Source organism: Streptomyces sp. CHD11, assembly GCF_018638295.1.
In the GTDB taxonomy this organism is placed as follows: domain Bacteria; phylum Actinomycetota; class Actinomycetes; order Streptomycetales; family Streptomycetaceae; genus Streptomyces.
The window spans coordinates 41,534-54,465 of sequence record NZ_JABTTS010000023.1 but is presented as its reverse complement, the minus strand read 5'-3'; the positions used below and the strand labels follow the sequence as shown (position 1 = coordinate 54,465).

At 71.2% G+C, this 12,932-nt stretch carries 10 protein-coding genes; 4 read left to right on the top strand and 6 right to left on the bottom strand.

The annotated features are described in order from the left end of the window. Nucleotides 1-95 precede the first annotated feature (95 nt). Together HTV45_RS21765 and HTV45_RS21760 are read left to right on the top strand one after the other, a co-directional pair. The gene (locus tag HTV45_RS21765; protein WP_215207511.1) at nt 96-326 is read left to right on the top strand and encodes a ribbon-helix-helix domain-containing protein; all 231 of its coding nucleotides are present in this window, start codon (nt 96-98) and stop codon (nt 324-326) included. Then, nucleotides 313-660 (top strand): type II toxin-antitoxin system PemK/MazF family toxin, encoded by a 348-nt coding sequence (locus tag HTV45_RS21760; RefSeq protein WP_215207510.1) that lies wholly within the window; start codon nt 313-315, stop codon nt 658-660. Before HTV45_RS21765 ends, HTV45_RS21760 begins: the two co-directional genes overlap by 14 nt. Nucleotides 661-720: 60 nt before the next feature. Here the strand turns inward: HTV45_RS21760 and HTV45_RS21755 are convergent, their stop codons facing one another. Continuing rightward, a complete protein-coding gene (locus tag HTV45_RS21755) occupies nt 721-1,737 on the bottom strand; it encodes an aspartate-semialdehyde dehydrogenase (RefSeq protein ID WP_215207509.1) in 1,017 nt (338 codons plus the stop codon). A 352-nt stretch (nt 1,738-2,089) separates the two neighbouring features. Continuing rightward, nucleotides 2,090-5,410 carry a S8 family serine peptidase gene (locus HTV45_RS21750; protein ID WP_215207508.1) on the bottom strand — a complete coding sequence of 1,107 codons (3,321 nt, stop codon included), beginning with the start codon at nt 5,408-5,410 and terminating at the stop codon, nt 2,090-2,092. 321 nt (nt 5,411-5,731) lie between these two features. On the opposite strand from HTV45_RS21750, the gene HTV45_RS21745 reads away from it, so the two are divergent. After that, nucleotides 5,732-6,190: an NUDIX hydrolase gene (locus HTV45_RS21745; protein ID WP_215207507.1), complete on the top strand. Its 459-nt coding sequence runs from the start codon at nt 5,732-5,734 to the stop codon at nt 6,188-6,190. Between the two features lie 144 nt (nt 6,191-6,334). Here the strand turns inward: HTV45_RS21745 and HTV45_RS21740 are convergent, their stop codons facing one another. Further along, the gene (locus tag HTV45_RS21740) at nt 6,335-7,387 is read right to left on the bottom strand and encodes a hypothetical protein (RefSeq protein WP_215207506.1); all 1,053 of its coding nucleotides are present in this window, start codon (nt 7,385-7,387) and stop codon (nt 6,335-6,337) included. A gap of 284 nt (nt 7,388-7,671) precedes the next feature. Further along, nucleotides 7,672-10,254: an aminopeptidase N gene (gene pepN, locus HTV45_RS21735; RefSeq protein WP_215207505.1), complete on the bottom strand. Its 2,583-nt coding sequence runs from the start codon at nt 10,252-10,254 to the stop codon at nt 7,672-7,674. Between the two features lie 137 nt (nt 10,255-10,391). On the opposite strand from pepN, the gene HTV45_RS21730 reads away from it, so the two are divergent. Beyond that, nucleotides 10,392-11,039, top strand: a complete 648-nt coding sequence (locus HTV45_RS21730) for a DsbA family protein (protein WP_215207504.1) — start codon at nt 10,392-10,394, stop codon at nt 11,037-11,039. Between the two features lie 3 nt (nt 11,040-11,042). Here HTV45_RS21730 and HTV45_RS21725 read toward each other — a convergent pair whose 3' ends face one another. Both HTV45_RS21725 and HTV45_RS21720 read right to left on the bottom strand, forming a co-directional pair. After that, on the bottom strand, nt 11,043-11,285 hold the full coding sequence (locus tag HTV45_RS21725) for a hypothetical protein (RefSeq protein WP_215207503.1): 243 nt from the start codon (nt 11,283-11,285) through the stop codon (nt 11,043-11,045). 241 nt (nt 11,286-11,526) lie between these two features. Further along, complete coding sequence (locus tag HTV45_RS21720; protein WP_215207502.1) at nt 11,527-12,906, bottom strand: amino acid permease; 1,380 nt, start codon at nt 12,904-12,906, stop codon at nt 11,527-11,529. Nucleotides 12,907-12,932: the final 26 nt, after the last annotated feature.

Sequence of the window (12,932 nt, the reverse complement as noted above, 5' to 3'; positions counted from 1 at the left end):
GATACCCCTCTGTCGGGCCTGCAGGAGGGGCTCCGGTCGCGCTGGGGCAGGGTGCGGGTGGCCGAGATGGTCATACCTTGGGTGGCGCAAAGTGTATGAAGATCAGTGTGAGCCTGTCGCAGGAGGATGTCGCCTTCGTCGACGAGTACGCCGCCCGCACGGATGCCGCTTCCCGGTCCTCGGTGATACACGCCGCGATCGAACTGCTACGGCAAGCACAGCTCGAACAGCAGTACACGGAGGCCTTCGCCGAGTGGGACGAGAGCGAGGACGCGCAGTTCTGGGACCGCTTCTCGGGGGACGGAGTGTCCGATGAGGCGCGGTGACATCTATCTGGTCGACTACGAGCCGGCCCGGGGCAGCGAGGCCAACACGGCGCGTCCGGGCGTCATCGTCTCGAACGACGGCGCCAATACGGCCGTCGAGCGGGCCGGACGGGGTGTGATCACGCTGGTGCCGCTGACGACGAACACGTCACGCGTCTACCCGTTCCAGGTGCTGTTGCCCGCGGGAGAGTGCGGGCTTCTGAAGGATTCCAAGGCGCAGTGCGAGCAGATCCGTGTGCTGGCCCCGGAGCGGCTGCTGCGGCCGATCGGTGTGGTCCCGCGGCAGCGGATGGCCGAGATCGATATGGCGCTGAGGCGGCATCTGGCGCGGTGAACGCGCCGAGGGGCGGTCACCGAACCCGGTGACCGCCCCTCGCGACGTGTGTCGGCCCGCTCAGCCCTTGAGCTCGGCCGCGACCAGCTCCGCGATCTGCACCGCGTTCAGCGCGGCGCCCTTGCGGAGGTTGTCGCTGGAGACGAACAGCGCGAGGCCGTTGTCGACCGTCTCGTCGGGCCGGATGCGGCCCACGTACGACGCGTCCTGGCCGGCGGCCTGGAGCGGGGTGGGGATGTCCGTGAGGACCACGCCGGGGGCCTGGGCCAGCAGCTCGGTCGCGCGCTCGGCGCTGATCGGGCGGGCGAAACGGGCGTTGATCTGCAGCGAGTGCCCGGAGAAGACCGGGACGCGCACACAGGTGCCGGAGACCTTGAGCCCGGGGATGTCCAGGATCTTGCGCGACTCGTTGCGGAGCTTCTGCTCCTCGTCGGTCTCGTTCAGGCCGTCGTCGACGAGGTTCCCGGCCAGTGGCAGCACGTTGAAGGCGATGGGGCGCTGGTAGACGTCCGGCTCGGGGAAGTCGACCGCCGAGCCGTCGTGGGTCAGCCTGTCGGCCTCGTCGATCACCTTCTGCGCCTGGCCGTGCAGCTCCGCCACGCCCGCGAGACCGGAACCGGACACCGCCTGGTACGTGGCGACGACCAGCGCCTCCAGGCCCGCCTCCGCGTGCAGCGGACGCAGCACCGGCATCGCGGCCATCGTCGTGCAGTTCGGGTTGGCGATGATGCCCTTGGGACGGTTCGCGATGGCGTGCGGGTTGACCTCGGAGACGACGAGGGGGACCTCGGGGTCCTTGCGCCAGGCGGAGGAGTTGTCGATCACGACGGGGCCCTGCGCGGCGACCTTCTCGGCCAGCGCCTTCGAGGTCGCGCCGCCCGCGGAGAACAGCACGATGTCCAGGCCGCTGTAGTCGGCGGCGGAGGCGTCCTCCACCGTCACGCCGTCCAGCTCCGTGCCGGCCGAGCGGGCCGACGCGAACAGACGCAGCTCCGTGACCGGGAAGTCGCGCTCCTTGAGAATCCTGAGCATGACCGTGCCCACCTGACCGGTGGCTCCGACGATTCCGACCCTCACGCTGACTCCCTACTGCGTCCTGATACGTACCTGATGTGCCTGGCCGAGGCTCTTCCATGATGCGGCCGACCACGGCCCGCCTGTCCAATCCTTTGCCGCTCTGCCCGCCCACTGGGACGGCAGGGCGGCGCGCGCGGATGGCGGAGCTACGGCCGTCACCCCGCTGACCAGGAGAAAGTCGGCCACCGGGGGTCGCGGACCGCAAGGTTCCCTGCCCGGTTCGCCGTCGCCCACACGGAGGTGTGACGTACGCCTCGGTCCCGCAGCCGCGCACCCTGACCTGCGGGTGAGCACGACGAGAGGGCGGGCGCCCGTACGGACGCCCGCCCTCCGTCACTCACAGGTCAGCCGCTTACGGGACGACCTTCTCGATCGCCACGTTGCCGAGGCCCGCGACGGTGCCGCGCTCGTTCACCAGCTGCACGCGGCCGAAGAACGCGCGTCCCTCGGGGGCCGCCGCAGCGACGGTGACGTCGCCGGAGACGGTGGCCGAGTCGCCGGTGCCCAGCTGCACCGGCGCGGAACCGTCGACCGTGACGGTACCGAGGGTGGTGGAGAAGAACACGTCCAGGTAGTCGTAGTCCGTCGAACCGGCCGGGACCGAGTAGCCGACCACCTCGATGGTGTACGTGCCGGCCGCCGGGGAGGCGATGGACACCGACTCCTCCGAGTCGCCGTCGGCCGACTGGGCGACGGGGTTGCCGGCCTGGTCGTAGACGGCCAGGTCCAGGTCGGCGGCGGTGTCGGAGACGTTGCCGATGGCCACGTCGAGGGAGGCGGCGCCCTCGGGCACCTCGACCGTCGTCGTGTGGGTGTCACCCGTGCCGATGGCCGGCCGGTCGGTCTTGGACGAGCCGAGCGGGCCGCCCACCAGCTTGCCCTTCAGGGCGGCGAGCTCGTTGGTCACCGTCCAGGAGGCGGTGGCCGGAGTGCCGATCTTCGCCTCGGGCACCGTCACGGTCTCCGGGTCGAAGGCCGCGCCGAGCACGGCGACGTCCAGCTTGTACGGGTTGTCGAGCAGCGGCGACGTACGGCGCGACTCGACCTCGATCTCCCAGACGCCCGGCTGCGGGTTCGCGTACGAACGCACGTCGGGGCGGCAGGTGTTGGCCGGGTTGTCGTAGTTCGGGTAGCAGTTGACCGTCGACGTCGGGTCGGCCGGGACGCCGTACGGGTGGATGGCGACGAACCGGGTCTGGCTGGTGGCCTTCAGCCCGCTCATCGCGATCTCCAGCGTCCTCGCGCCCTCCGGCACGGTGACGAAGTAGGAGGTGCTGCTGTTGCGCTGGGCCTTGCCGGACGCGGAGAAGGTGTACTTCAGCGGCGCCGAGACGACCACGGTGTTCAGGATCTGCCGGTCGACACCCTCGGTGCGCGGGTCGTCGACCTCCAGGATCGCGCTCTTGATGCCGGCCGAGCCGGGCGCGGCCTGGACCCTGACGGTCACCGGCTTGTTCAGCGGCAGCCGGATGTCGTCGTCGCCCAGGATGCGGAAGGTGCGGCCCTCGTTGTTCTCGAGGTCCAGTTCGTGCCGCAGGGCGCGATCGGGGCCGGACGTACGGGTGATCGTGATGTCGTACGTCTTCTTCTGGCCGGCCTTGAGGCCGCCCTCACGGTCGTACAGGCCGGTGCCGAAGCCGGGGGTCTTCAGGAACTGGTCGATCGCGGTGTCGACCGGCGCCTTCACCTCGTACCGGTGCGCGGTGGCACCGTCACGGATGGCGTCCCAGGCGTCCTCGATGTCGATGAGGCCGGCGCCCTCCTCGTAGGCCTGCACACCCTTGATGTGCTCGGCGGTGGAGGTGAGAGCGGTGCGCAGCTTCGCCGGGGTGAGGTCGATGCGCTTCTGCTTCGCGGCGGACAGCAGCAGCGCGGCGGCGCCGGTGGCCTGCGGGGAGGCCATCGAGGTGCCCTGCAGCATGCCGTAGCCGGCCGGGAGGTCGTAGCCGGCCTCGGCGACCGGGGCGCCCGGTGCCCACGTCTGGATGGTGTTGATCGCGGCGCCGGGGGCGACCAGCGTCGGCGTGAAGCCGCCGTCCTCACGCGGACCGCGCGAGGAGAACGGCATCATGTCGTACTTGGTGCGCACCTCGGAGCCGTAGTTGGCGGCCCACGTCTCCTTGGAGACGGTCGCGCCGACGGAGATGACCTTGTCCGCCAGGGCGGGGTCGCCGATGGTGTTGGCGCCGGGGCCGGAGTTGCCCGCGGAGATGACCAGCTGGACGCCGTAGGTGTCGATGAGGCGGTTGTACAGCTCCACGCGGGCGTTGTTGCCGTCGTTGAGCGCCGGCAGACCGCCGATGGACATGTTGACGATGTCGACGCCGCGCTGGGTGACGAGGTCGATCATGCCCTCGGTGAGCGCCACGTTGGTGCAGCCGCCGGACCAGGTGCAGGCGCGCGAGGAGACGAGCTTCGCGCCGGGGGCGGCGCCGTCCATCCGCCCGCCGAACAGGCCGTTGGCGGCGGTGATGCCGGCGACGTGGGAACCGTGCGAGCCCTCGATGACACCGATGTTGACGAAGTCGGCCTTCTGGCCGATCCAGTCGCCGCCGTAGGGGTCCATCGGGACGTCCTCGCGGATCTCCACGACGAACGGCTGGCGTTCGACGACGTCGGTCTTCGGGTCGTCGGTGCCGAAGTACCCGATCTGGAAACCGTCCTTGTACGGCTTCATCGGGGTGTCGTCGGAGAAGTCCTGGTTGTTGTTCAGGTCGACGCGGACCGTGCCCGCGGCGGCGTCGTAGAGCATGCCCCAGGAATCGGTGGTGTCGCCGTCGCGGTTGGCGTCGCCGTTCGCGTCGCCGCCGGTGGTGTACGACTCCAGGAAGGTGCTGATCTGGTAGCTGCCCGCCGGGGCGGTCCAGGTCGTGCCGCCGTAGGTGAAGGTGGGTCCGGAGACGGAGGAGACCATGGGTCGCCAGGTCCGGTCGTTGTCCACGATCGGGTCGGTCGCCGTCACCCAGTCGACGATCTTGCGCTCGCCGGTGGTGGTCTTCTGCAGCGCGGGGTGGCCGAGGTCCACGCCGGAGTCGAGGATGCCGATGGTGACGCCGCGGCCGTCCGCCCTCGGGTTGTCGTCGACGAACTCGACGGCGCCGGTCTCGAAGGACGGGTTGTACGGGTTCTTCGCGGGCGTCCGCCGGTCGGGACCGGGGTAGGTCCTGCCCTTCCCCTTCCCCTTGCCCTTGGCGTGCCGCGTGGTGTCCGCGCTGGGCGTGGGATCGTCCAGCGGGATCTCGTCGCGCAGGTCGACGCCGTGCACGGAGGAGAGCTTGGTGGCGGCGGCGATCGCCGCGTCGGCCTTGCCGGTCGGGACGGTGGCACGGACATAGCCGAGCTTGTCGTCGGTCCGGCCGACCGAGCCGCCCTTGACCGCGTCCAGCTGTCCGGCGACCTGCGCGGTCTGTCCGGGAGCGGTGGCGATCATCATCGTGACGTGCTTGGCGCCGTCGGCCTTGGCCTCGGCGAGCAGATCCGCGTCGTGTGAACCGAGCTTGTCGTGCGCGGACTTGACGTTGGCGTCGGCCGGCGCGGCGGCCGGGGTGTCGGCGGCGGACGCCAGCGTGACCGGTCCGGCCGCGGAGAGTGCGGCGACGAGACCGGCGGCCACGGCTGTACGGGCCACACGTCTGGTGCCCGATATGGAGTCACGGTGGGGAGAGTGGGTCATCGGCATCCCTTGTAAGTAAAGGAACGATCGCGAGCGACCGGAGCCGATCGACCCTGGTCGCGACGGTCCGGAAGGCAGTGCCGGACGATCGTTGAGCCTTACGCAAGGGGTGATGTTTGGCGAGGGTTGGCGGGAAGGAAATGGAGGTGTGGGGAAAACCCCCGATGCGCTTATGGGGAATTGGGGCCCGAAGCCGACAAGTCACCCTTGCGGGTGCGGAGCCGGGGTTTCCGATGTGCGCACGGGGTGCCGGCCCGTTTCCGGACCGTCGCCGGCGGGCGGGGCGGGCGTGACGGACCCGCCGGGGGTTAACGTCCCTTGATGCGACAGAAGTTGAGGGTGGCGGCCTACGCCGTGGTGATACGCGACGGACAGCTCCTGCTCGCCCGGTCCCCCGGCCCCGGCGGTGTCTCCGAGTGGGTGCTGCCGGGCGGCGGCATGGAGCACGGCGAGGACCCCTACGACACCGTGCGCCGGGAGGTCGAGGAGGAGACCGGCCACCTGATCGAGGTCACCGGTCTGCTGGGCGTGGACTCCCACCGGCACACGCTGCCCGGCCGCTTCGGCCGCCCGGTCGACCAGCAGGGCCTCCGGCTGGTCTACGAGGGCCGGGTCACCGGCGGGGAGCTGCGCAACGAGATCGGCGGCTCCACCGAACTGGCCGCCTGGCAGCCGGTCGACGCCGTGCCCGGCCTGGTCCGTGTGCCCCTGATCGACATCGCCCTGCGGCTGTGGCGCGAACGCCCGCCGACGGGACGGGCGGAGCCGGCGCAGGGGTAGCCAGGGGGACCGCCGGTACACCGTGACGGGCGGCGTCCCGGCCGGCCGGGTTCACCAGCCGTCGCCGATGTCGCAGTCGGCGGCGATCGGCATACCGTCGTGGGCGGACATCACCACGACCGCTCCAGAGCCTTACCGGATGACCTACCGGGGCAGGACGACGACGTACGCCGCCGGGTCGCGGTCCGCCGCGGCCGTCAGGGCCGTGTGGACCACCGCCGCCTGCTGCTCCGCGGCGTCGCGCAGCCCCCGCGGGGTGAGGTGGACGACCGTGATGCCGAGGCGTTCCAGATGCTCGCGCTTGCGGGTGTGCTCCGTCCACGCGGCGTCGTCCTCGGGGCGCCGGCCGGGGCGGGGCGCGCGGGTGTCGAGTTCCACCGCCACCGCCTGCTCCGGCCAGTACGCGTCGAGGCCGCCGAGGTGGGGGCCGCCCGGAAGCCGCAGGTCGACGTTCCAGCACGGTTGTGGCAGGCCGTGGTCGCGCACCATCCGGTACAGCCGGGCCTCGGCCAGCGCCCGGCCCTCGGCCAGCAGCGCGTCCACCGCGTCCACCACGTGCGGCCGGTTGAGCAGCTTCGCGCCGGTCAGCTCCCGCACCACCGCCGCCGGGTCGCAGTGGCGGCCGCGTACCGCCTCCGTCAGCAGCCGGCGGACGGCGGCCGCGTCCTCCAGCACCGCCACCGCGTCGGCCAGCGCGCGCGGTACCGGAGCCACCGGCAGGCCCGTGACCTGCTCCGGGACCGGCAGGGACGGGGTGCGCACGATCCGGGCCGGGCCCGTCGAGCGCAGCCGGCGCAGCCGCGGGACCAGGACGTCGAGGACCTCGAGGGACGGCAGCGGGGGAGCGGAGGCGAAGCCGTGCAGGGTCAGTGCCGCGAGCCCGGTGATCATCGCCTCGCCGTAGGGGGAGGCGGGCGGCTGGTCCGTGCCGGGCTGGACGGGGACGCCCACGGCCTGCTCCCGTGCCGCGTACACCAGTACCGCGTGCAGCCGCTCCTCGCTGGTCGGCGGGCCCGGGTGGAGCAGGACCACGCCGGGCAGCAGCTGCTGCCAGGGCCCTCCGGAGCGGCACTGCTCGGTGGTCTCCGCCGCCGAGACGCCGTGGGCGCGCAGCTGTGTGTGGGTCAGGACGCGGCGTCCGGCGCTGGTGGAGAGGTGGTGCAGGGGGCGGGGGGAGAGCGGGGTGTTGTGGTTCATGACCGGCAATTTCCCGCCTGCCGGCAGCCCTTGAACCCGTGTTACACGCTCGTCGACAAATGGGGACAAGCGCGCTCTGAAGGACGCCTGTTCGGATACCGATAACCCCTGGTCCGCTCGGCTGCGGCCAGGGGTTACGGCTGCCGTGTGCCGCATTCCGTAACGATGACGGAACGCTGAATCGCAGGCCAAGGCTCTGCGGCCCCTTCCGGGGGCGCGGGGAACTGCGCGAGCGACCACCGGCCCACCCGCACGCCGGGGCCGAAGGCAGCGCCCCACTCCCCTCAGCGGCCGGCGGCCGCCTCGTCGCACTCCTGGCCGCGCAGCGCCCGCGCCAGGTCGTCGCGGGACTCCAGGACCAGGCGGCGCAGGGCGGGCGCCGCGTCCTCGTGGGAGGCGAGCCAGGCGTCCGTCGCGTCCAGCGTCGCCCGCGAGTCCAGGAAGGAGGGGAACAGGTCCTGGACCACGTCCATGCCGATCTGGATCGACCGCTCGGTCCACACCCGCTCGATCGCCGCGAAGTACCGCTCCGCGTACGGCGCGAGCAGCTCCCGCTGGGACGGCTGGGCGAAGCCCGCGATCGTCGCCTCCACCAGCGCGTTGGACAGCGCGTCCGACTCCACGACCTGGGCCCAGCACTGCGCCTTGACCGCCGCCGACGGCCGCGTGGCCAGACAGCGCACGTGGTGCCGCTTGCCCGAGGCGGTGTCGTCCCGGGCCAGCTCCTCGTCCAGCCGCTTCTCGTCCGCCGCGCCGTGGGCGGTCAGCGGCTCCAGGAAGGCCCAGCGCAGCTCCTGGTCCACCGTGAGCCCCGGCAGGGTCACCGTGCCGTCGAGGAGCGAGGTCAGCAGCTCGAAGTCGGCCGGCGCCTCCGCCGTGCGGGCGAAGAACCTCGCCCACGCCAGCTGCTGCTCACTGCCCGCCCCGGCGGCCCGCAGCTCGGCCGAGGCGCCTTCGGCGAGCCGGCGCCCGGCCTGCTCACGGTGCTCGGGCGCGGTGTAGTGCACCGCGGCCGACTGCGCCCACGCGTGCAGCATCTGCAGCACGCCGATGTCGGACTCGCGGCCCGCGAACCTCAGCACCAGCTCGATGAACTCCCGGGCCGGCAGCAGCGCGTCCCGCGTCATGTTCCACAGCGCCGACCAGCACAGCGCACGGGCGAGCGGATCGGTCAGCGAGCCCAGGTTCTCGCGCAGCGCCGCCAGCGACGTGTCGTCGAAGCGCGTCTTGCAGTACGTCAGGTCGTCGTCGTTGACCAGGACCAGCTCCGGCGCCGGGGCGCCCGCCAGCTCCGCCACGACCGTGCGCGGTCCCTCGACGTCCGTCCCGGCCTGCGCGTACCGCTCCAGCGTGCCGGAGTCCGTGCGCCGGTAGAGGCCCACCGCCACGCGGTGCGGGCGCAGTTCGGGGTGCGACTCCGCGGCGTCCTGCAGCACCGTCAGCTCGTCGATCCGGCCGTCTGCGTTCAACAGCACCTGCGGGGTGAGGGAGTTGACGCCCGCTGTCTGCAGCCAGGAACGGGCCCAGGCGCCCATGTCCCGGCCGCTGGTCTCCTCAAGGACCGCCAGCAGATCACCGAGGGTGGTGTTGCCGTACGCGTGCCGCTTGAAGTAGCGCCGGGCACCCTCCAGGAACGCGTCCTGGCCGACGTACGCCACCAGCTGCTTGAGCACCGAGGCGCCCTTGGCGTACGTGATGCCGTCGAAGTTGAGCTTGGCGTCCTGGAGGTCGCGGATGTCCGCGGTGATCGGGTGCGTGGAGGGCAGCTGGTCCGCGCGGTACGCCCATGCCTTGCGGCGGTTGGCGAAGGTGATCCAGCCGTCGGTGAAACGGGTCGCGCCGACCAGCGAGAACGCGCCCATGAAGTCCGCGAAGGACTCCTTCAGCCACAGGTCGTCCCACCACTCCATGGTGACCAGGTCGCCGAACCACATGTGCGCCATCTCGTGCAGGATGACGTTCGCCCGGCCCTCGTACGACGCCTGGGTGACCTTGCCGCGGAAGATGAACTCCTCGCGGAAGGTGACCATCCCCGGGTTCTCCATCGCGCCCAGGTTGTACTCGGGCACGAAGGCCTGGTCGTACTTGCCGAACGGGTACGGGTAGTCGAAGTGGTCGTGGAAGAAGTCCAGGCCCTGCCTGGTCACCAGGAACACGTCGTCGGCGTCGAAGTGCGGGGCGAGGCCCTTGCGGCACATCGCGCCGAGCGGGATCTCCAGCCGGGTGCCGTCCTCGAACTCCCGCTCGTAGGAATCCGTCACGTAGTGGTACGGACCCGCGACGACACAGGTGATGTACGTGGAGATCGGCTTCGTCTCCGCGAACCGCCACACCCCGTCGGCGAGTTCACCGGAGCCGTTGCTCCACACCGTCCAGCCCTCGGGCGCGCGCACCTCGAAGCGGTAGGGGGCCTTGAGGTCGGGCTGCTCGAAATTGGCGAAGACGCGACGGGAGTCGGCGGGCTCGTACTGCGTGTACAGATACACCTCGCCGTCCTCGGGGTCGACGAAGCGGTGCATGCCCTCGCCGGTGCGGGAGTAGGCGCACTCCGCGTCGACGACCAGTTCGTTCTCGGCGGCGAGGTCCTCCAGCAGGATCCGCGAGCCGTCGAAGACCTGGCCGGGGTCGAGGTCCCGCCCGTTCAGGGAGACGGCCGTGACACCCGGGGCGATCAGGTCCGCGAAGCTGCTCGCGCCCGGATCGGCGCAACGGAACCGCACGGTGGTCAGGGAGCGGAAGGTGCGAGGACCCTCGCCGGTGTGCTCGCCGACCGCCGACCGCAGGTCCAGGGACACCTTGTACCCGTCGACGGACAGCAGGGCCGCCCGCTCCCGGGCCTCGTCACGGGTCAGGTTCTCACCGGGCACGGGTGGACTCCTCATGCGTCGTCGTCATGGATGAACAGCACCGATCCTGCCATGTGCCCCTGACGCGGGGCAGCAGGGAATGGCCGGGGCGGGCAGCGGCGTTCTCCCCCTGAGATAGCGTCTTCACGAGGAGTGACATGCCGGACACGTCTTCCGCCACGCCCGTCGACTTCTGGTTCGACCCGCTGTGCCCCTGGGCCTGGATGACCTCGCGTTGGGTGCGGGAGGTGGAGAAGGTGCGGGACATCGAGGTCCGCTGGCATCTGATGAGCCTCGCAGTCCTCAACGAGGACAAGCTCGACGAGCTCCCCGCGGAGTACCGCGAGATGCTCGAGGTCAAGGCCTGGGGCCCGGTGAGAGTGGTCATCGCGGCCCAGGAGGAGCACGGCCCCGGGGTGCTCGGCGACCTCTACACCGCGCTCGGCACCCGCATACACAACCAGGACGAGGGCCCGGGCAGGGAGACGGTCGCCGCCGCCCTGAAGGACGTCGGTCTGCCCGAGTCGCTCATGGAGCACTGGGACTCCACCCCGTACGAGCCCCAGCTGCGCGCCTCCCACAAGGAGGGCATCGAGAAGGTGGGCCAGGAGGTCGGGACCCCCGTCATCGCCGTCCCCGGCCCCGACGGCGAGGAGATCGCCTTCTTCGGCCCGGTCGTCACCCCCGCCCCGAAGGGCGAGGAGGCCGCCCGGCTGTGGGACGGCACCCTCGCGGTGGCCTCCGTACCGGGCTTCTACGAGATCAAGCGCACCCGCACGAAGGGGCCGGACTTCAGCAACCTGTGACGGTCAGTCCGGCGGCAGCAGTTTGACGTGGCCGGGGAACGGCTTCTCGTTCAGGTGCCTGCGCAGGGTCCGGCACCGTTCGCCGGTAGCGGGGTCCACCACGTTCTCGCAGAGCCAGAAGTCGTGTACGGCCCTGAGGCCGAGCTGCTCCTTGGCCCTGCCCTCTTCCTTCGCGGTCAGCTGGCGGTGCTGGTGCCGGCCTCCGCATGTCGAGCAGCTCAGTGTCAGTGTTCTGGGTGTCGCCATTGCGCCACGATGTCCCGGAATGCCGCGTACCGGAAGCCCCCGTGGGTCACGTCCCCACGGGGGCTCCCCCATTTCCGCCTGCCGGGTGAACGGTGAGAAGACGGCCACGAGGCAGGACGGCTTATTGCGATCGACTTGCAATTACACGCTAGCAACAGAAAGGGCCGTCCGGTGAGCGCCGGGCGCACGGAACGGCTCCCCCGTGTCCACGCGGGAGCCGTCACGGGGTGCGGGGAGGCGGTCAGCGCCGGGCGCGCGCCCGCTGCCGGGCGTAGCCCACCGCCGCCAGGGTCAGCGTCATCCCGCCCGTCGCGTACAGCTGGACCCGGGTGTCCGGCTCCCGTGCCATGAGTACGAAGACCGCCGCCATCCCGGCCAGCGCCACCCAGGTCAGCCACGGGAACGCCCACATCCGCACCGCGAGCCTCTCGGGCGCCTCGCGCTCGAGCCGGCGGCGCAGCCGCAGCTGGGAGACGGCGATGAAGATCCAGACGATCAGGATCACCGCGCCGATCATGTTCAGCAGCCAGGGGAAGACGTCGTCCGGCCGCCAGTAGCTCAGCAGCACGCACAGGAAGCCGAACGCGGAGGAGGCGAGCACGGCGATCCGCGGCACCCCGCCCGACACCCGGCCCAGCGCCTTCGGCCCCTGCCCGCGCTCCACCAGCGAGTAGCCGATGCGTGAGGCACCGTAGATGTTGGCGTTCATCGCGGACAGCAGTGCCACCAGCACCACCACGTTCATCAGCTGGCCGGCGCCGGGGATGCCGAGGCTGTCCAGGGCGGCGACGTACGGGCCGTCCTCGACGACCGCCGGGGAGTCCCACGGGACCAGGGTGACGATGACCGCCATCGAGCCGATGTAGAACAGCGCGATCCGCCACATCGCCGTACGGACCGCGCTCGCCACGCCCTTGACCGGGTTCTCCGACTCGGCCGCCGCGATGGTCACGGTCTCCAGACCGCCGTAGGCGAAGACGGAGGCGAGCAGCCCGATCACCAGGCCCTCGCCGCCGCCCGGGAACAAGTCGGTGAGATGGGAGGCGCCCGGGGAGTCCGTGCCCGGCAGCACGCCCGCGACGGCCAGGACGCCGAGGCCGAGGAACAGGGTGATCGCGCCGACCTTCAGGGCGGCGAACCAGAACTCGAACTCGCCGAAGTTCTTCACCGCGGCGAGGTTCGTCCCGCAGAAGGCCACCATGAACAGGGCCACCCACGCCCACTCCGGCGTGCCCGGCAGCCAGCCGGTCATGATCTTCGCGGCGCCGATGCCCTCCAGGCCCACCGCCGTGCACAGCAGGACCCAGAACGCCCAGCCCGCGGTGAACCCCGCCCAGGGGCCGATGGCCCGCTCGGCGTGCGCGGAGAAGGAACCCGAGGAGGGACGGGCGGCGGACATCTCGCCCAGCATCCGCATCACCAGCATCACCAGGAGGCCGGAGAGGGTGTAGGCGAGGACGATGGACGGTCCGGCGGCGGCGATACCGGCGCCGGAGCCGACGAACAGGCCGGCACCGATCACCCCGCCGAGGGCGATCATCGACAGATGGCGCTGCTTCAGGCCGTGTGAGAGGGAGGTGCCGTCCGGCTTCGGGGGCGTCTCGGTGGTGGTGCTGGGCATGGGCGCGGCTGGTCCAATGCGGGAGG